This window comes from Streptomyces sp. NBC_00659 (genome assembly GCF_036226925.1).
GTDB lineage: Bacteria > Actinomycetota > Actinomycetes > Streptomycetales > Streptomycetaceae > Streptomyces.
Window position 1 is genome coordinate 5,901,089 of the sequence record NZ_CP109031.1, and the last position, 18,809, is coordinate 5,919,897.

The following is an 18,809-nucleotide window of genomic DNA, read 5'->3' on the forward strand; positions in this document are numbered from 1 at the left end:
TGCCTAGCGGATGTTCGGGTCGAAGGTGAAGATCACCAGCGTGCCCAGCAGGATCGTGAACACCGTGGCGGTGTACAGCAGGCCCTTCAGCCACAGGCGCGTGTTGGCGCGCTCCGCGTAGTCGTTGATGACGGTACGCAGGCCGTTGGAGCCGTGCAGCATGGCCAGCCACAGCATCGCGAGGTCCCAGGTCTGCCACCACGGGCTCGCCCAGCGGCCCGCCACGAAGGCGAAGCCGATCTTGGAGACGCCGCCGTCGAGGACGAGCTGGATCAGCAGGTGGCCGAGGACCAGGACGACCAGGACGATGCCGGACAGGCGCATGAAGAGCCAGCCGTACATCTCGAAGTTGCCGCGGGTCGACTTCGGGGTCTTCTTGGTGCGCTTGCGCGGCGCCTCGATGAACGGGGCCGGGTTGTCGACGCTGTAGGCCGAGTAGTCTCCGGCGCCCTCCACGGGGCCGATGCCGGAAGCGGCGGTGTCAGTAGTGGACATCTGCGTCAGCTCCCGAATACTTCGCGGAATGCGTGACCGAGGACGGGGTAAAGCGCCCCGAACATCAGCACGACCCAGATACCGACGACGGACCAGAGCATCTGCTTCTGATAGCGCGGGCCCTTGGACCAGAAGTCGACGGCGATGACACGCAGGCCGTTGAGCGCGTGGAAGAGAATGGCGGCCACGAGGCCGTACTCCAGCAGCGCGACGATCGGCGTCTTGTACGTGGCTACGACCTTGTCGTAGGCCTCGGGGGAGACACGGACGAGAGCGGTGTCCAGCACGTGTACGAACAGGAAGAAGAAGATGAGGACGCCGGTGACTCGATGAGCCACCCAGGACCACATTCCTTCCCGGCCGCGGTACAGCGTTCCAGCCGGCACGGAAGAACCCTCCGGGAGCGGGGATTGGGGCCGCGCCGGCTTCTCTGTCGGTCGGGCCCGGCCGGGTACGGTCCACCGGCCCCGGCCATCGTAGCGACGTGTTGTCGGAACGCTTACAGCGGCCCTATCAATGTGATCAAACTGGCAATCAATCAGGCACGTTCGGGCTATTCCGGGCGCCGGATATCGGCGATTCGTGGCTGGTGGGCGAACTGACGGACGAGTCGGGTCAGCCGGCCGCGGGCCAGTCTGCGCAGCTCGTCGGCGGTGATGACCCGCTCCTCCTCGGGGTCGTTCGCCAGGCGCGACCGGATTCCGACGAGCACCTGGTCGAGAGCCTCTCCAGGAGTGAATTCGTCCAGACAGATGACGAACACATGTCCGAATCTGCTCTCGTACGCGGCGTGCGCGGCGCTCAGCGCGGTGTGGGCGGCGGAGTACGCGCCGTCCGGGAGCGGTGCGAGCGATTCGCCGGCCAGGGCTTCCGCCTGGTCGGCGGGGGTCAGGTCGTACGCCGCCTCGTCGGCCGCGGCCAGCAGTGCGCCGAGGTCCGGGTAGGGGCGGTGGTCGGCCAGACGGTGGACCCAGCGCAGGCTGCGGCAGCAGGTGAGCAGGGCGCGGGTGACCTCTCCGGCGGGTGCGGAGTTGAACCCGTCGAGGCGGACCGGGGACGGAACCGCGCTCTTCTGCTCGGGGAGGGCGACCTGGCCGGGGAGGCGTGGGAGACGGTGCGACGTCAGCGTGGGTCCTCGGCGTGGGGGTGGGACGCGCGACGTCCGGTGAGCGTGACGTGCGTGCGATACGTGTGTTTCGGCAGGGGCGTAAGTGAAAGCTGTGCTGCTCACGCTATCGAGGTGTGTCCAGACCTGTCCGACGGATGCCCGGATTTCACCCGCACGGGAGAGTTTCGGAGCGTGCGGTGGACGGTCGCGGTGACGGTCGGGGCAGAGTTTGCGGTGGGAGTGGGGAGCAGGTCCGGTGAGGTGTTCCGGAGGGGTGGAAGAGGTGGACACCTCGCAGGGGGAGTACACCTGAAGGGGTTACGGCCCGGTGACGGGCCGTGGAGTGGGCGCCGCGAAGCGGGCGCTGTGATGTGAGCGCCGCGAAGCGGGCGCGGTGAGACGAGGGTGGCGGAGTGAGTGGTGGCAGGCGGCGCGCGCCGCGGCGGCGGCGGGCAGGACGGGACGGGCGGGCCAAACTCGTCGCGAGCGGTCTGGCGGTCGCCGGTGTCGTCGCGGTGGCCGTGGCGGTCTGGCCCGACGGAGGCGGGGGGCCGGCCGGAGCGAAGGTGCCGTCCGGTGACCGGTCGGGGGCCGTGTCCGTCGCCAGCCCCTCGCCGACACGGAGCTACCCCCTCTCCACGGCGCCTCGCACCATCCCCGCCGTACGTGAGCACGCCGCGGCCCACGGTCCCGGCTGGCGCCCGGCCTCCGGTGCCCGGGTGGTCGTGAACGACGACAACCTCGCCGACGAGGGCAAGCTGCTCGCCGGCGAGCTCAAGCTGACGTACGCGGGGCGGACCGCCGCCAGGGCCGGCGACGTGCAGCTCGGCCTCGACAAGGGGAACGCGGGCCCGGAGTCGTACACCCTCACCGTCAGGAACGGCCGGGTCACCGTCACCGGGCCCGCCGAGGCCGGTGTCTTCTACGGCACGCGCACCCTCAAGCAGGAGGTGTACGGCGGCGGTACGGCGCCGGAGGGCGTGGTGCGCGACCGGCCCGCGAAGCCGGTCCGCGGGTTCATGCTCGACATCGCGCGCAAGCACTTCACGGCGGCCTGGATCGAGGACCGGGTGCGCGAGCTCGGGGACCTGAAGTACAACCAGCTCGGCCTGCACTTCTCCGACGACCAGGGCTTCCGCATCGAGTCCGACGCGCACCCCGAGATCGTGTCGGGGCAGCATCTGACGAAGGCGGAGGTGCGCCGGATCGTCGCCCTCGCGAAGAGCAGGCACATTACCGTCGTGCCCGAGATCGACTCGCCGGGCCACCTCGGAGCGGTCATCGCGGCGCACCCCGATCTCCAGCTCCGCAATGTGTCCGGTGTTCCCATCCGCGGCGCCGTCGACATCTCCAAGCCCGCCGCGGCGCAGATCGTCGACGACCTGCTCGACGAGTACGCGGGTCTCTTCCCCGGCACCGACTGGCACCTCGGCGGCGACGAGTACCAGGCCCTGACGGTGGCGAACCCGGCGGCGTCCTTCCCGCAGCTGGTCACCGCGGCGAGGAGCAAGTACGGGGCGGGCGCGGGCGTCACCGACCTCACGACCGGCTGGCTGAACGACCGCGCCAAGGTGGTCCAGGGTCACGGCCGGACGGCGCGGGCCTGGAACGACGGCTTCTTCCGCGGGGGCACCGTCCAGGCCGACGGCGGTCTCCGGGTGGCGTACTGGACCGGCAAGGAGATCGGGGCCCGGCAGCCGGTGGAGTACCTGAGCGCGGGCCGCAAGGTCGTCAACTACAACGACGAGTACCTGTACTACGTCCTCGGCGAACCCCAGACCTTCGTCTACCCGACCGGGCAGCGCATCTACGAGCAGTGGACCCCCCTCGTCCTGCGCGGAACCACCCCGGTCCCCGCGAAGTACGACCCCCAGATCCTCGGCGGCTCCTTCGCCGTCTGGTGCGACCTCGCGAACTCACAGACCCAGGACCAGGTCGCGGCGGGCATCCGCATGCCGCTGCGCGCCCTGACCCAGAAACTGTGGGACCCCCGTACGCCGTCCCTCTCCTGGACCCGGTTCAAGGCACTGGCGGACCAGTTGGGCTGAACGGCCCCGACTCGACGGGAACGGGACCGGTCGCGGGGTGTCGTCGTGCTCAGCCGACCCGGATGCAGGACTGTAAGGCGCAGGCGGACCCGGTCGCGGTCGACGGCTGACGCATGCGGAATGTGTGCCGGTTTCGGTGCGAGTGTTTGGCCGAAAACCTGTTCATTCGGCTCCTCGACCGGCAGGGTGGGCTCGCACTGTGACACTCCTGGTCCGTTGCACGCAGTAAGGGGAAGTGCGGGCTCCGTAAGGCAAGGGCGCCCTGTCGAGGCATTTCGAGGGAGTCGCGATGAGTCTGGTGGAACTGATCGCTCGGGCCGACGAGCGAGGTCTGGCAGCCAGTGGTCTGGCTTGTTTGGATCGGTGTGTACCGCTGCTCGGCGGTGACGACGACGTCCTGCGGCCCCTTTGGGCCAGCCTGGCGGAGGCGGACACCTGGGCCGAGTGGGGAGCGCGCCTGGAGGAGGCGCGCGCCAAGCTGGACACGGAGGACTCCGAGCCGGCCGTGACCGACGAGGACCATGCCGCCGAGCTCGCCCGCGGGATGCTCGAATCGGTTCCCGCGAAGCCCTCCGAGGACGAGCTGCGGGCCTGGTCCGACGCCTGCTCGGTCGCGGCGCTCCAGGTGCACCGGTTCCTCGACCACGCCGACGACGCCGAGGCGTGCGTGACGGCACGCCGTGAGGGGCGCACCGAGGGCATGTCCCCGCTCGTCGCCGCCGAACTGCGCCGCCAGGTCTCCGTCCTGGAACTGCTCGCCGAGCACGGCAAGGGCGGACTGAGGTTCGCGCTGGACGCGTCGACGGAGGGGCGACGCGTCCTGCGGGCGGTGGTCTCGCGCAGGGCACGCGGACGGAACTAGTGCCGCGACAGGGTTGCCTGCCGCGGCACTAGCCCCGGGACGAACGCGCGAGGGTGCGCCGGAGGCGGTATAGCTCCGGCGCATCCCAAACCTTGTTCCTGAGGGGTTTGTGTGATCGTTCCGGGGCGGAGATGGCGGTCCTGGGCCGGTGTCGCGAACCCCGGCCCGAACGCGTGACGAATCCGGCCGCCGTCGCGCTCTATCGGGTGTGAACGCAACTCAAGCAACGCGGCCCTCGGCTGCGACGAAGCCCGTTCGCTGGGCCGCCGACACGGTCGCGGTCATGCGCGAGGGCGCCCGGCTGCGCCTCGACTACTCGGCACAGAGCCTGTGGCGCGTGGACCGCGTGATCGACGAGATACGCCGGGACGGTGCCCCGTACGCGGCCGTCGAGAGCGTGCTGCGCGGATTCGGGGCGTACGCCGGTGAGGTGGTCGCCCGTCACGGCGGCGCCGAGTGGTGGGAGACCGGCGGCGAGCACTGGCTCCGTACGCCCGACGGACGGCTGTGGGACCCGATCGAAGAGGCCCGCCGCTGCTACGCGGGCGACGGCTCCCTGCGCCTGCTGTGCCGCGAGGCCACCCGCTGAGGGGTGCCCGGGGTCCCGTAGGCCGGGCGGCGAGGGCCCGCGGCGTCCGCCGCCGGTGGCCCGGCCGGTCCGGGCAGAGTGTCTGACGCCCTGTGACATTTCCGTGGGGCCCGACGCTGATGACCATGAGGGTGTCGGCGCGGACGGCCGCGCCGGCAGGCACATTCGGGCGAACTCGGTGCGAACGAGGACAGTGTTGGGCCAGGGAGGGAAACCCCGCCGCGCGCAGCCTTACGACGCGGAACTGGGCGTGGCCGTGGCGCGGGCGCAGGAGGGGGACGAGGTCGCTTTCGCGGCCGCGTACCGGATCGTGCAGCCCGGACTGCTGGGCTACCTGCGCGGCATCGTCGGCGACGACGCCGAGGACGTGGCGTCCGACGCCTGGCTGGAGATAGCCCGGGACCTGGGACGTTTCCGGGGAGACGGCGCGGGGTTCCGCGGCTGGACCGCGACCATCGCCCGGCACCGGGCGCTGGACCATCTGCGGCGGCTGCGAGTACGGCCACGGGGAACGGCCCTCGAGCAGGACGCGCTGGACCTGCCGGGCAGGCACAGCACACAGGACGAGGCGTTGGAGAGCCTGTCCACCGAGTACGCCCTCGAACTGCTCGCCGGGCTGCCGCGCGACCAGGCCGAGGCCGTGCTCCTGAGGGTGGTCGTCGGCCTCGACGGGCCGGCCGCGGCGCGGGTGCTCGGCAAGCGCCCCGGCGCGGTGCGCACCTCCGCCCACCGGGGCCTGAAGCGGCTCGCGCGCCAGCTCGGTGTCGAGGGTGTGACGGATGACGGGCCCCGGACGCTGGGGGAGTCGGGATGAGCAGGACATCCGGAACGGCCGGCACCGCGCCGTCGTCCGGAACCGTGTTGGCGTACGGCGGAAGGAAGTCGACCGGTGTACGGATGGTGCACGGCGGACGGCCCTCGTGCGGAGGACGGCTGCCGTACGGCGTCGGGCCGCGGTCCGCGGCCGGGGCGCCGGACGGGGTGTCGTCCCGCGGACGCGGGACGTCGTGCGGAGCGCGGGCGTTGTACGGCGTGGAGCGCGGAGCGGAGTCCTGGTACGGCGAGGAGTTGCAGGGCGCAGCGGCAGTTGGAGAGGGAACCGGACGTGGAACCGCACAGGGAACCGGACGCGCAACCGGGCATGGGTGAACGGCACGTCGGCGACGGCGCGGCCTTCGGACCTCGCGTCGCTCCTCCGGCGGACCCGGGCGGCGGAGCGACCCCACTGGAGGGGCTCCTCGCCGCGGCGGTGCGCGGCCGGGCGGACGACGCGGCGGCGCAGACGCAGGCCGTGGCCGCCTTCCGCGCCGCGCGGGACGGCGGCGCGCACACCGCGCGCACCCGGCGGCGGGACGACTGGCGCCCCAAGGAGCAGGGGCGGCCGAGCCGTTCGCTGCGAGCCGTGTTCGCTGTACTGCTGGCCGGTCTGACGCTGGGCGGCGTCGCCGTCGCGGCCATCGGGCCGATCTCCCACGACGACGCCGGGCCCCGGGACCGGGCCGTGGCCCGTCCCTCCGCCGGCGCCTCCGACCGGTTCCCGGAGGCCGCGGCGCCGGTCGGCCCCGGCGCTCCCGGTGCCTTCGCCCCGGGCGGCTCCGTGAGCCGTCCGCCGTGGGACCGGGACACGGAGGCCCACTGCCGTGCGTACGCGTCGGTGAAGGGCCGGGGCGACGCCCTGGACGCTCGCGCCTGGCAGCGGCTTGTCGCGGCTGCAGGCGGCGAGGACAGGGTCGAGGCGTTCTGCGCCGAACAACTGACCGCGCACGCCGGGACGAAGGGTGCGCGGGGGGCGGGGAGCGCGGAGAACGCGAAGGGTACGGGGAAGTCCGGGAAGACGGACGGGACGCCGGTTCCGCGGAGCCCGGCCCCGACGCCGGCGAGGACCAGGAGCGGGCGGTAGGCACGGAGCGGCCGCGACAGGCGGGGCGGGAGGGGCCGGAAGGCCACCGGGCCGGGCGAGGCGGGCTTCGGCGGGGCGGGTCGGCCGCGAGGGCGGCGGGCGTGTCCGCCGGCCGGCGGCAGGCGTCGCTGCCGATGGCAACGGCCGGGGCCGCCACCCCCCACAGGAGAGGCCCCGACCGTCGCGCGGCACGGGCCGCGCGGCGACCCGTACTCTCTACAGCGCCGTGACTGCGTTTTGTGTCACACCTCGCACGGTCACCACGTAGTTGCACGTTGTACGAACATGGACGGGGAGCTGTTTCAGGCCGTAACGTGCCTTTCGCGCCGGTGCGGGGAGAGGGCGACCGCAACCACGAGGAACCTGGGACCACGACTGTGCGGTCTCGGGAACCACGACCACGTGGGGCCTGGGACCAGAACCGCGTGGGGCGGCAGACCACGACCACGCGGACCTGAGACCACAACCGTCCATCGAGGAACGCACGACGGCGAGAACCCGGTCCGCGAGAGCGACACCGGTCGAGGCGCAAAGAGGGGCGCGGGGGTGCTGGGGGACGACGCGGAGCTGACCGCCGCGGTACTTGCTGCACAGGACGGGGACGAGACCGCGTTCCGGACTGTGTACCGAGCTGTGCACCCACGCCTGCTCGGATACGTTCGAACGCTGGTCGGTGAGCCGGACGCCGAGGACGTCACGTCCGAGGCCTGGCTCCAGATCGCCCGTGACCTGGACCGCTTCAGCGGGGACGCGGACCGCTTCCGCGGCTGGGCGGCGAGGATCGCCCGCAACCGCGCGCTGGACCACATACGGATGCGCGGGCGCCGGCCCGCGATAGGCGGCGACGAGACCGAGCTGACCGGCAAGGCGGCCGACTCCGACACCGCGATCGAGGCCATGGAGGCGCTGTCCACCGGCAGCACCCTCTCGCTCATCGCCCAGCTCCCGCAGGACCAGGCGGAGGCCGTCGTCCTGCGGGTCGTGGTCGGCCTCGACGCCAAGTCGGCCGCCGAGACCCTCGGCAAGCGCCCCGGAGCCGTGCGGACGGCCGCGCACCGGGGTCTGAAACGGCTCGCGGAGCTGCTCGGCACCGATCCGGAATCCGTCGGCGCGCTCGACGCCGTTCCCCCGCAACGAGGTTCCCGCACCCGTGCGGTGACGTCCGCCGGTGTGACGCATACGCGTTCGCGGGCGCAGAAGGACATGTGATGGCCGACGAGCAGTACAGGTGGCTGGACCGGGACGCCGCGGAGCGTCTGCTGAACGGGGAGCCGCTGAAAGCCGTCGACCCCGGCACACGTGACCAGGTGGACCGCCTCGCCGCGGCCCTTGGCGCACTCGCCGCCGAACCCGAGCCGACCAGCGACGAACTCCCGGGCGAGGCAGCCGCGTTGGCCGCGTTCCGCAAGGCGCGCGCGGACGGCGACGGCGCCGCCGCGCAGCTCGGCCACCACCGCGCGCGCCCCGGAGCGCACGCCGCGGACGCCGGTCTCGTACGGATCGGACGCCCCGCCGCGCACGGACGCCGGACGCGCTGGGGACGGCCCACCCGGTTCGGGCTCGCCTCGGTGCTGGCCGTCGGGATGCTCGGCGGGGTCGCCGTCGCGGCCGGAACCGGAGTCCTGCCGACCCCGTTCACCCGTGAACACCCGGGCCCGGCCGCGACGGTCACGGCGGTACGGACCCCGGACCGTCCGCTCGTCTCGCCCTCGCCCTCGCCGTCACCCGGAGTCTCCGGCGGAAACGGCCCCGTGCTGCCGGTGCCTGACGGTCCGTCGGGCACACCGTCCGGCGACGCCTCCTCGTCCGCGGGACCCGGCTACGCGAGTGGTCTGCCACGGCCCGACGGCACCGGGAGCGCCGACCGCACCCGCGAGTGGTGGTCCCGGACGCGTTCGTACTGCCGTGACATCCTCGACGGCAAGGACCTCGACGCGGACCGCAGGCGCGTCCTGGAGCATGTGGCGGGCGGCGGCGCCCGGGTGAGGCTGTACTGCTCGGGCGTCCTCGGCCGCGGATCGGGCGGAGACACCGGCGACGGCGGTTCGGACGGCGGCGGCGAGCAGGGGTCGGGGCACGACTCCGGCCAGGGCGATCAGGGGGACTCGGGCGGCGGTGACGACGACGGCCACCACATAGGGCCGGGCGGCAACCACCCCCGGGACAACGGTGTCAGCACCCCGTCCGTACGGCGTCCGGGACTGACTCCGCTCCTGCCGGCCGCTCCGACGCGGCCCCCGCTGCCGAGCGCGACGCCGAGGACGACGCCCGGCCCGTCGGCCGGCACGTCTTCGTGAACGGCCGTTCCCGCAGGCACTGATCGGGCCACGGGCTTCCCGGCCGACTCGCTGTCGTGCCGTCAGCCCTGTGGCCGACACACTGTCGTGCCGTCAGCCGTGTCGTCCACCCGTTGTCGCGCCGTCAGCTCCGTGGCGGATGCCCCGTCACGCTGTCGGCCGTCCGGCCCGACGTGCCGCCGCGCTGTCAGATCTCCGGCCCTACGCGCCCCGAAACCTCGCTGACCTGCGCTTTCGTGTTTCGTTGAAAATTTTATCGGCTGGGTGTGACGTTTTCGGCTGCCACGACGCAGTACGTGATGAGCCGACTGGTCATCGGCCGTAGCACGGAGCCGGGGTTCCCCCCGTACCCATGGCTCTGTGCAACTGGCGCGGGCGGGACACGTTCCCCCGGTCCCGCCCGCGCCCCACTCTCTCCCCTCGCGCAGGGGACCGTCACCAGTAGACGACGACCTTGTCGCCCATGCGGACCTGCGCGAACAGCGCCGCCACCTTGCTCTCGTCCCGCACGTTGACGCACCCGTGCGAGGCGCCGTAGTAGCCGCGGGCCGCGAAGTCCGAGGAATAGTGCACCGCTTGGCCACCGCTGAAGAACATCGCGTACGGCATCGACGTGTGGTAGATCGTCGACACATGGTGGCGCGACTTGAAGGAGACGCTGAACACCCCTTCGCGGGTGGGCGTGTACTGCGAGCCGAACCGGACGTCCATCTCCGAGACCGTCCTGCCGTCGATCATCCAGCGCAGGGTGCGGCTCGTCTTGCTGACGCACAGCACACGGCCCTTCATACAGCGCGGGTCGGGCTTCGCGGCCGGCTGCCCGCCGTACGGATACAGCTCCCAGGCGGCCGGTTCGTGCGTCATCCTCCGCAGCCGCTGCCAGGTCACGGCGTCCAGAGAACCGGTGCGCGGGAGCCCCCGCTTGCCCTGGAACCCCTTCACGGCCGCGGTCGTCCGGGCGTCGTACGTCCCCGTCGGCGGGGTGATCAGCCAGGCGACCTGGTGCAGCCGGGCCTGCGCCCTGCGGACGTCGTCGCCGCGGTCGCCCCGGGACCAGAGGACCTTGGCGGGCTCGGGGGCGGGCCGGTCCTCGTCCTTCCCCGCACCCGTGGAGCCGGACGTGCCGGATGTGCCGTCCTTGCCGTCCTCGCCCTTCGAGGGGGAGGCGGGCTTGCCGTCGTCCTTCCCCCTCGCGCCGGGAGGCGAGCCGGCCGAACCGTCGATCCTCACCGGCGACTTCTTCCCCTCCGCGTCCACCGCGTGCGCCGTGCAGCCGCTCACCACGGCGAACACCGCGAGCGCGGCCAGCGATCTCTTCAAGCCGGTCGTACGCATCCGTACCCCTGTTCCACCCGTCCTGTCGTGCACATCAGGCCCCCGTCCCGCCGTCGTGTCACCTGAGATGCTCCCCGCGGGTGACCGGTTGCGAACTGGGCGGCATGGTGGAAGAGAACCACGGAACGAGCCGCCGTACGGCGGAAGAGCGGCGGAAAACGAGCTCGCGGACTACTCCCTGGGCGACGCCCCGGCGCGGGTCCTCCACCGGGTGCGCCCCGGCCGCTACCGGAATCCCTTCGCAGCGCATCGGCCTTCGGGCCGGTGGTGAAGCGAATCTGATGGCTGTGGCGCGAAGTGTCACGGGCGGTCAAAGGACTGGCGCGCACCAGGCCGGCCAAGAGCGTGCATGACGCGGGCTGGGCACGGTTCGTGCACATGCTGGTGTACAAGGCCGCCCGGTACGGGCGCGTCCTGGTCAGGACCGGCCGGTTCGAGCCGACCTCGCGGACCTGCTCGGCCTGCGGTGTCGAAGACGGCCCCGAACCTCTGCATGTCCGAGAATGGACCTGCACCGCCCGCGGCGCCGTCCACGACCGGGACCACAACGCCGCGATCAACGTCAGAACGGCCGCCGGACTGGCGGTGACAGCCTGCGGAGCGCCGGTAGGACCAGGACTCGTCCCGGCACAGCGCGAAGAAACAGGAAGCCACGGAAGCCCGCCCGACACCCGTGCCGCATAGCGGCACAGAGGCCGAGCGAGCAGGCCGGAATCTCCCTCCTCCGGGAGGGAGAGCAAGTCAAAGTCCGTCGCGCCGAGGTCGTCGGGTCGTCGGCGTATTCCTGTCATCGGGCCGCTCCACGGGAGGCACAGCAATGACGCGCGAATCCGAGTCCGGACTGCCCATCGAACCGCTCTACGGCCCCGAGGCCCTGGAGGGCTGGGACCCGGCCGAGAAACTCGGCGCGCCCGGCGCGTACCCCTTCACCCGCGGCGTGTACCCCTCGATGTACACGGGCCGCCCGTGGACCATGCGCCAGTACGCGGGATTCGGCACGGCCGTGGAGTCCAACGCCCGCTACCGGCAGCTCATCGCCCACGGCACGGCGGGCCTGTCGGTCGCCTTCGACCTGCCCACCCAGATGGGCCACGACTCGGACGCCCCGCTCGCGCACGGCGAGGTCGGCAAGGTCGGTGTGGCCATCGACTCGGTCGACGACATGCGTGTCCTGTTCGCCGGGATCCCGCTGGACAAGGTCTCCACCTCGATGACGATCAACGCGCCCGCCGCGCTGCTGCTGCTCATGTACCAGCTCGTCGGCGAGGAACAGGGCGTCTCCGCGGACCAGTTGACGGGCACGGTCCAGAACGACGTCCTCAAGGAGTACATCGCCCGCGGCACGTACATCTTCCCGCCCAAGCCGTCCCTGCGGCTGATCGCGGACATCTTCAAGTACTGCGGGGCCGAGATCCCGAAGTGGAACACGATCTCGATCTCGGGCTACCACATGGCCGAGGCGGGGGCCTCTCCCGCACAGGAGATCGCGTTCACGCTCGCCGACGGCATCGAGTACGTCCGTACGGCCGTCGCCGCCGGCATGGACGTCGACGACTTCGCCCCCCGCCTCTCCTTCTTCTTCGTCGCCCGTACGACGATCCTGGAGGAGGTCGCCAAGTTCCGTGCCGCACGCCGGATCTGGGCCCGGGTGATGCGGGACGAGTTCGGCGCGAAGAACCCCAAGTCGCTGATGCTGCGCTTCCACACCCAGACGGCGGGCGTCCAGCTCACCGCGCAGCAGCCCGAGGTGAACCTCGTCCGGGTCGCGGTCCAGGGCCTCGCCGCGGTCCTCGGCGGCACCCAGTCGCTGCACACCAACTCCTTCGACGAGGCCATCGCGCTGCCCACCGACAAGTCCGCGCGACTGGCCCTGCGCACCCAGCAGGTGCTGGCCTACGAGACGGACGTGACGGCGACGGTCGATCCCTTCGCCGGCTCGTACGTCGTCGAGAGCATGACCGACGACGTCGAGGCGGCGGCCGTCGATCTCATGACGCGGATCGAGGACCTGGGCGGCGCGGTCGGGGCCATCGAGCACGGATTCCAGAAGGGCGAGATCGAGCGCTCCGCCTACCGGGTCGCCCAGGAGACCGACTCCGGCGAGCGCGTGGTGGTCGGCGTCAACCGCTTCCAGCTCGACGCGGAGGAGCCGTACGAACCGCTGCGCGTCGACCCGGCCATCGAGGCACAGCAGGCCGAACGCCTCGCCCGGCTCCGCGCCGAGCGCGACCAGGAGGCCGTCGACACCGCCCTCGCCGCCCTGAAGAAGGCCGCCGAGGGCACGGACAACGTCCTGTACCCGATGAAGGACGCCCTGCGCGCCCGCGCGACGGTCGGCGAGGTCTGCAACGCCCTGCGCGGGATCTGGGGGACGTACGTACCGTCGGACGCCTTCTGACCTGGGCGATCCTTCATCGTCGCCGACCGCAGGCACGACGGGGTCCTGCTCCACCGGGACCCCGTCGGCGGCAAGTACGCGGCCTCCGAGCGCTACAAGCGGGGCCAGAGCGTTCCGGTCCCCGAATCCGTCGGCGTCGTTCTCGACCTCTCCGTGGACACGCTCCTCGACGGTGACTGACCTGCGAGACACCTCTGCCCGTTGTCGTAGCCGCGTGCGACACTCGCTCTCATGCTTGGTGTCATCGATCTCCCCACCTATCTCGCGGGTCTTGTCCTGATCGTCCTCCTGCCGGGGCCGAACTCGCTGTACGTGCTGTCCGTCGCCGCCCGCAACGGCGTCCGTACGGGATATACCGCCGCCGCGGGTGTGTGGTGCGGGGACACCGTGCTGATGACACTGTCCGCGGCCGGTGTGGCGTCGCTGCTCCAGGCGAACGCGGTGTTGTTCAGCATCGTGAAGTACGCCGGTGCGGGATATCTGACCTGGCTGGCGGTCGGGATGCTGCGCGCCGCGTGGGCGATGTGGCAGGCCCGGCGGGAGCCGGTCGCCGAGAGCGCGGAGACCGAGGCGGCGGGGGAGCGGCCGTTCCGGCGGGCGCTGGTGATCAGCCTGTTCAACCCGAAGGCGATCCTGTTCTTCGTCGCCTTCTTCGTTCAGTTCGTGTCAGAGTCCAACCCGCTGCTCGGGTTCGTCGTGCTGGGGGCGCTAGCCCAGGTAGCGAGCGTGCTGTACCTGAGTCTGCTGATCTTCAGCGGGTCCCGCTTGGCGGCTGCCTTCCGCCGACGGCAGAGGCTAGCGGCCGGGGCCACCTCGGCGGCCGGGGCGCTGTTCCTCGGGTTCGCGGTGAAGCTCTCCCTGGCAAGCGTGTAGGGGGCTGGTGTGTCTCACGTTGACGATGCTGCGGCCCTGTTCGCCCGCTTGAGCCTCCAGGAGCAACAGGAGGCGCTAGGAGCCTTGGGCCTGCCCGAGAGGCTCCCGAAGGGGCCCCAGGAGCCTTCCAAGGTCACCCCGTTCTCCGCCCTTGCCAGCACGCCCAGCAGGCGGAAGCGGCAGCCAATCACTGTGAAGGCCGTGGCTACCTCCAACTGGCCTTCGGCGCAAGGTGAGTTGAGCCCCTAGAGGGCGGCCCCTGTAAGGCGGCCACAGAGCAACACCCTTTAGGGGCCCCCGACTTGCTTCGGGAACGGCCTCTTCTTTGCGTTCCAGGGCCGCCTATAGGCTGCCCGCTAGCGGGCCCTTGCGGGGCCCGTAGTGGCGACGGGAGTACGTGAACGATGAATCGCTATCAAGCGGGCATACCTGGGGACGTATGGGAGTTCGTGCTAAACGACATCCGCTGGCAAGTGCTGAAAATGGATGACGGGACGTTCATGGTCCAGGGCGGGGATTTCATGTTCAGCGGGTGTGCCGATGAGTACGTGGCCATGCGCGCCATCATGGTGCGCCTAGCGGCGCTGCAAGGGCAGTCGATAGACCTCGACTGTTAACCCCCAAGGAACGCCACAAAGGCCCCCAGGGGGGCCGGAAACACGAATGGGGCCCCGCCTTACGGCGGGGCCCTTACGCGTGCCCCTGGAGGCCACACAGACTTAGCTACTTACTTACCTACCGACACCCTTAGTCGGTTAAACAACGACCGGCGGAGCATCCGGCGGGGAGCCGACCGGCCCCAGGTTGAGAGGCTGCGTAGGGGCGCCGGTATAGCTAACTCCAGTTGTCACCCATCCTGATCAGTCGCTTCTTAACATCGTGCGGAATGATCAACTGCCCCAACAGTTCCCCATCTTCCTGCTTTCCGAGTTCGAAAGTGATTCCGGCACTCAGTAGGTCCTTTTCCATGGCCTCTACGCCACCAGCCTCCCAATGCTGCCTGTATGTCATGCCGGTGCTTTCGTAGATCCACCTGTCCTTTGTGGATTCCGGGTCGATCTTCGCCAAGTCTTTTTTGAGCGCGACTAGTGTGGCCTCTGCCGTCTCTCGCATGAACGCAGAGTCAACAAACATCCCCCGGGGCGCCAGTCCAGCCATGTAGTACCTAATGGTGTCTTCCAGCCGCTTGCGCTCTCGCCTGTTCTCGTCACCTCGGGCGTACTCACGGCGGATCACCTCGTAATCCCCCAGGGCCTCAAAGACGGCCTGCGCCAGAGCCGAGTACACATGCTCAGGGTCCGGTGTCACGAATCCGGGCTTCCGACAATCGGGGCACCGCAAGTATCGGTACTCCTTCACTTCGCCAGTAGAAAGGGTCTTGTAGTTATTCGTTTCGTTAACGTTCCTACCGCACTGGTGTTTCATGACGCCGAGGAACCTGGTAGGACGACGATTCTTCTCATGATGACGCTTGTTCTTCGAACGGGTGGCAAGAGCCGCTTGCACGCTGTCATGCTCGGCGCCTTCGCCCAGCTCGCGAGCGTCCTTTACCTGACCGCGCTGATATTCAGCGGTACGCGCCTCGCGGCCGCCTTCCGCAGGCGCAAGCGCCTCTCCGCGGGTGCCACGACGGCCGCCGGCGCTCTCTTCCTCGGCTTCGCGGTCAAGCTCACGCTCGCCAGCGCCTAGCCCGCGATCGGGCAGCCGGCGCTCGGCCACCGCGAGGGAGGAGCCGCGGTGGCCGAGCCCGAGTTGCCGGGTCCGGATCCATCGCGGCGGGCCTCGCCGCGATGGATCCGGGTGGACAGGCCGAGCATGCCGACGGCGACGGGGAACCGCTCCGGCGCGGAAACGCTCCGCCGACGGCGTGCGCGGCCGGATCGAGGTTCGCTACCGAATCGGCTGAGCCGGCGTCACAGCGATCCGCCCGGCAGCCGCGCCGTCGTCCGCCGGGAGGCGCGGGCGCCGCGGATCGCGCGGGTGAGGACCGGCGGCAGCACGTCGGCGGCGATCCGCTTGGTGCGGCGGCGCCAGGTGACCGGACGCCGGGACACCGACGCCCTCCCGGGGCTCGTCCCGCCGCCGTCGGCTTCCCCGGTGTGGTGTCGCGAGTACGGGAACGGCGGCGCCTCCATGTTCTTGCTCTTGAGGCGGATGATCGGGTGTCCTGCCGCCTGCTGGACGCTCAGGTGGCAGTCCTCCCGTCCGCGCACCATGCTCAGCAGCTCCTCCTGGACGGCCGAGGAGTCGCCCCAGGTCCCGTAGAGCTTCTGGGTGCTCAGACATATGGGGCGCAGCCCCCGGTTGAGTACGGCCTCCCACGCGGCTATGGAGACGCCCGGAGTGTGCTCCGAGCGGAAGTCGTCCAGGACGACGATGCCGTCGGGCTGCAGGAGGTCGTGGGCGGCGCCGATGTCCCCGTACACGTGCTCGTACAGGTGCGAGGCGTCGATGTGGACGAACCGGCAGGAGCGGGGCTCGACTTCGTCCGGCACCCGCGAGCTGGGGCCCGGCAGGACGCGGGGCAGCTCGTCGTGGAAGGAGAGGTAGTTCTCCTCGAAGGCCCGCTGGGTGAGCGCGCTGTACGACTTCGTCGACTCCGCCCGGTTGGCGCCGTCGGGCGCGTCGCCTTCGAAGAGGTCGCACACGGTGTACCCCTCTCCGGGCTGCCGATGCTGCCCGAGGAGGATCGCGCTCTTGCCCATGTACACGCCGACTTCAAGGAGGTCGCCCCGGATGCCGGCGGCTTTCTGCCGTTCCAGGAACCATGTGAACAGCATCTGATCGAGAACGGGAAACCACCCGGGGACGTCGTCGAGTCGGCGGGGTGGGCGTTTCGTGTCCTGTGCGGCAGTCATGAGGAGATCGCTCCCTTGCACTGACGGGCGGAAAGGCGACCCCGGTCTGTGAGGCGCCTGTGGTTCAGTCGTGAACGTTCAGCATCTGCCCGAAGGGCCCTGGGCAAACCAGGGTCCAAATGAACTGCGGGCCAATTTCAGGTTGAGCGGAGACGGGCACGGGTCCGGGCCTGGCGGAGGCTCGTTCAGGTTCAGGTTGAGCGGAGATCGGTACGGGCGCATGTCGTCCCTCCTCCCGGCAGCGCGTCGGAGGAAGTCGGAGGAAGGACGACATCCAGCTCGCCCTGGACCGCCGGTGGCCGTCAGAGGCGCTTCGGGGGCGATGTGTCCGCCCGGGGTGCCGTCCGTGCCGGGCCGACCGACAGGAAGGTGCTGCGGCCGACCAGCCGGCCGTCCTCCTTGCCGCCCAGCGCGTAGACGCCGGTCTCCAGCAGAAGCGTGGTCTTCGGGGCGATGACGAGACGGCCGCGCCGGTCGTCGCCGTCCAGCTCGGCGGCCGTTCCGGTCCGTCCCGCGGCGTCCTTTCCGCGGCCGTGGAGATGACGGCCGCCCCCGGTCATGGGTGACCGGGGGCGGCTGCGTTCGGAGTGCGGGTGATGTTCAGCCGGGGACGGGCGCCGGACGTTCGGCTGCCACGGGCGCGTCGGCGGCTGCCGGAGGGCCGGCTACGGGCGCGGCTTGGCCAGCGCCGTGCGGAGCTTCGGGGTGAGCCGGTTCTCCACGAACCGGTTGAGCAGCCAGGCGAGCAGCAGCATCGTGGCGATCGTGGCCAGGAACGTGCCGTACGACGGGAGGTGCAGGGTCCGGTGGTAGGCCTTGATGGCGACCCAGCCGAGGTGTTCGTGGACCAGGTAGAACGGGTACGTCAGCGCGCCGGCGACCGTCAGCCAGCGCCAGTTCGCCCAGCGCAGCCAGCCCAGCGCGATCGCCGCGACGGCGACGTAGCCGAAGGTGACGACGAGGATGATGACGTAGGCCGAGCGGGTGGAGAAGAACGCCGGGTTCGGGGCGTGCCACAGGTCCTGGACCGCCTCGTGCTGGCCGATCAGCCAGCTCACGGCGACGATGCCCCAGGCGTACGCGTCACGCCGGTCGCGGTGGACGAGGTAGAGGCCGACGCCGCCGATGAAGTACGGGGCGTACTCCGGCATCAGGACCATGTTGAGCAGCGGCTCGTTCACGCCCTGCGCGATGGCCGCGGCCAGGGTCCAGCCGGCGCAGAACAGGATCACGCGCTGCCGGTTCGCCCCCGGCAGCACGATGCACAGCGCGAAGAGGGCGTAGAAGCGGACCTCCGCCCACAGAGTCCAGCACACGCCGAGCACCCGGTCGACGCCCAGCGGCTGCTGGAGCATGGTGAGGTTGACCAGCGCGTCGCTCGGGGAGACCGTCTTGTACGCGACCACGGGCAGGGCGAACACGGCCGTCACGATGATGATCGCGGCCCAGTACGCGGGCAGCAGCCGCGAGGCGCGGGACGCGAAGAAGGAGCGCAGCGACCGGCCCCAGCCGCTCATGCAGATGACGAACCCGCTGATCACGAAGAAGACCTGTACACCCAGGCAGCCGTAGGCGAACAGATGGTGCAGCGTGGGGAACTGATGGCTGGGCGAAGTGCCCCAGGCCTGAACCACCTCGCCGTCCCGGCCGCCGTAGTGGTACGCCGCGACCATCAGGGCCGCGACGAGCCGGAGCCCGTCGAGGGCGCGCAGCCGGTTCTCCCGGGGTGCCGGGGGCCCGGGCGCGGCAGTCGTCTCGGCAGGTGGCAGGACGGTACGGACCACGGTGCCGTTCAACGTCCCGCGGGCCTCCTCGGGCGTGTCGATCACAAGGTTCCCCTCAATGGGACTCAGCTGGCCCACAGCACGTTAGTCCGATAGTCGGGGATTCTTACGGTCTGGCGAGGCCGGTTCGTCGTCTCGCCCACGGGAGTTCATCTCTGTGATGCCCCCGCGTTGAGGACTCTTCCGAATCGTGACAAATCGCCCTCGTCCGTGAAGGCCTGAAAACGGGGCGGGGCCCGGTCGTGTTCGACCGGGCCCCGCC

The 18,809-nt window shown here is 70.7% G+C and carries 18 protein-coding genes and 2 pseudogenes; 12 read left to right on the forward strand and 8 right to left on the reverse strand.

Features of this window, described 5'->3' with window-relative positions:
* Positions 1-3 precede the first annotated feature (3 nt).
* The 3 genes from OG410_RS25835 to OG410_RS25845 form a co-directional block, all read right to left on the reverse strand.
* Positions 4-495 (reverse strand): succinate dehydrogenase hydrophobic membrane anchor subunit, encoded by a 492-nt coding sequence (locus OG410_RS25835; protein ID WP_329301336.1) that lies wholly within the window; start codon positions 493-495, stop codon positions 4-6.
* 5 nt (positions 496-500) lie between these two features.
* Complete coding sequence (gene sdhC, locus OG410_RS25840; protein ID WP_103550164.1) at positions 501-881, reverse strand: succinate dehydrogenase, cytochrome b556 subunit; 381 nt, start codon at positions 879-881, stop codon at positions 501-503.
* A gap of 167 nt (positions 882-1,048) precedes the next feature.
* Positions 1,049-1,621: a 2-oxo-4-hydroxy-4-carboxy-5-ureidoimidazoline decarboxylase gene (locus OG410_RS25845; protein WP_329304244.1), complete on the reverse strand. Its 573-nt coding sequence runs from the start codon at positions 1,619-1,621 to the stop codon at positions 1,049-1,051.
* A gap of 395 nt (positions 1,622-2,016) precedes the next feature.
* Here OG410_RS25845 and OG410_RS25850 point away from each other — a divergent pair, with 395 nt between their 5' ends.
* The 7 genes from OG410_RS25850 to OG410_RS25880 all read left to right on the forward strand — a co-directional run bounded on the left by OG410_RS25850 (position 2,017) and on the right by OG410_RS25880 (position 9,299).
* Positions 2,017-3,651, forward strand: a complete 1,635-nt coding sequence (locus OG410_RS25850; RefSeq protein WP_443063797.1) for a beta-N-acetylhexosaminidase — start codon at positions 2,017-2,019, stop codon at positions 3,649-3,651.
* A gap of 289 nt (positions 3,652-3,940) precedes the next feature.
* Positions 3,941-4,513, forward strand: coding sequence for a hypothetical protein (locus OG410_RS25855; protein ID WP_329301337.1), 573 nt, complete (start codon positions 3,941-3,943; stop codon positions 4,511-4,513).
* A 208-nt stretch (positions 4,514-4,721) separates the two neighbouring features.
* A complete protein-coding gene (locus OG410_RS25860) occupies positions 4,722-5,102 on the forward strand; it encodes a hypothetical protein (protein ID WP_328448988.1) in 381 nt (126 codons plus the stop codon).
* A 196-nt stretch (positions 5,103-5,298) separates the two neighbouring features.
* A complete protein-coding gene (locus OG410_RS25865) occupies positions 5,299-5,916 on the forward strand; it encodes an RNA polymerase sigma factor (RefSeq protein ID WP_329301338.1) in 618 nt (205 codons plus the stop codon).
* Positions 5,917-6,207: 291 nt separating this feature from the next.
* Complete coding sequence (locus OG410_RS25870; RefSeq protein ID WP_329301339.1) at positions 6,208-7,002, forward strand: hypothetical protein; 795 nt, start codon at positions 6,208-6,210, stop codon at positions 7,000-7,002.
* Positions 7,003-7,548: 546 nt separating this feature from the next.
* A complete protein-coding gene (locus OG410_RS25875) occupies positions 7,549-8,211 on the forward strand; it encodes an RNA polymerase sigma factor (protein ID WP_329301340.1) in 663 nt (220 codons plus the stop codon).
* Positions 8,211-9,299, forward strand: coding sequence for a hypothetical protein (locus OG410_RS25880; RefSeq protein ID WP_329301341.1), 1,089 nt, complete (start codon positions 8,211-8,213; stop codon positions 9,297-9,299). The genes OG410_RS25875 and OG410_RS25880 overlap by 1 nt, the downstream gene beginning before the upstream one ends.
* Before the next feature lie 435 nt (positions 9,300-9,734).
* On the opposite strand, the gene OG410_RS25885 is transcribed toward OG410_RS25880, so the two are convergent.
* The gene (locus tag OG410_RS25885; protein WP_329301342.1) at positions 9,735-10,634 is read right to left on the reverse strand and encodes a L,D-transpeptidase family protein; all 900 of its coding nucleotides are present in this window, start codon (positions 10,632-10,634) and stop codon (positions 9,735-9,737) included.
* A 306-nt stretch (positions 10,635-10,940) separates the two neighbouring features.
* Between OG410_RS25885 and OG410_RS25890 the strand changes: the two are divergent.
* From OG410_RS25890 to OG410_RS25905, 4 genes and pseudogenes are all read left to right on the forward strand, one after another.
* Positions 10,941-11,318, forward strand: a pseudogene (locus OG410_RS25890) (RNA-guided endonuclease InsQ/TnpB family protein); the annotation flags it as partial.
* Between the two features lie 133 nt (positions 11,319-11,451).
* Positions 11,452-13,032, forward strand: a complete 1,581-nt coding sequence (locus OG410_RS25895; RefSeq protein ID WP_329301343.1) for an acyl-CoA mutase large subunit family protein — start codon at positions 11,452-11,454, stop codon at positions 13,030-13,032.
* Between the two features lie 231 nt (positions 13,033-13,263).
* Positions 13,264-13,905, forward strand: a complete 642-nt coding sequence (gene leuE, locus OG410_RS25900; protein WP_329301344.1) for a leucine efflux protein LeuE — start codon at positions 13,264-13,266, stop codon at positions 13,903-13,905.
* A 404-nt stretch (positions 13,906-14,309) separates the two neighbouring features.
* The gene (locus OG410_RS25905) at positions 14,310-14,522 is read left to right on the forward strand and encodes a hypothetical protein (RefSeq protein WP_329301345.1); all 213 of its coding nucleotides are present in this window, start codon (positions 14,310-14,312) and stop codon (positions 14,520-14,522) included.
* Positions 14,523-14,739: 217 nt separating this feature from the next.
* Here the strand turns inward: OG410_RS25905 and OG410_RS25910 are convergent, their stop codons facing one another.
* The gene (locus OG410_RS25910) at positions 14,740-15,192 is read right to left on the reverse strand and encodes a hypothetical protein (protein ID WP_329301346.1); all 453 of its coding nucleotides are present in this window, start codon (positions 15,190-15,192) and stop codon (positions 14,740-14,742) included.
* A gap of 213 nt (positions 15,193-15,405) precedes the next feature.
* Here OG410_RS25910 and OG410_RS25915 point away from each other — a divergent pair.
* Positions 15,406-15,594, forward strand: a pseudogene (locus OG410_RS25915) (LysE family transporter); the annotation flags it as partial.
* Between the two features lie 224 nt (positions 15,595-15,818).
* Here OG410_RS25915 and OG410_RS25920 read toward each other — a convergent pair.
* The 3 genes from OG410_RS25920 to OG410_RS25930 all read right to left on the reverse strand — a co-directional run bounded on the left by OG410_RS25920 (position 15,819) and on the right by OG410_RS25930 (position 18,592).
* A complete protein-coding gene (locus tag OG410_RS25920) occupies positions 15,819-16,763 on the reverse strand; it encodes a class I SAM-dependent methyltransferase (protein WP_329301347.1) in 945 nt (314 codons plus the stop codon).
* A 302-nt stretch (positions 16,764-17,065) separates the two neighbouring features.
* Positions 17,066-17,323, reverse strand: coding sequence for a hypothetical protein (locus OG410_RS25925; protein ID WP_329301348.1), 258 nt, complete (start codon positions 17,321-17,323; stop codon positions 17,066-17,068).
* A 105-nt stretch (positions 17,324-17,428) separates the two neighbouring features.
* Complete coding sequence (locus OG410_RS25930) at positions 17,429-18,592, reverse strand: acyltransferase family protein (RefSeq protein ID WP_443063798.1); 1,164 nt, start codon at positions 18,590-18,592, stop codon at positions 17,429-17,431.
* Between the last annotated feature and the right edge of the window lie 217 nt (positions 18,593-18,809).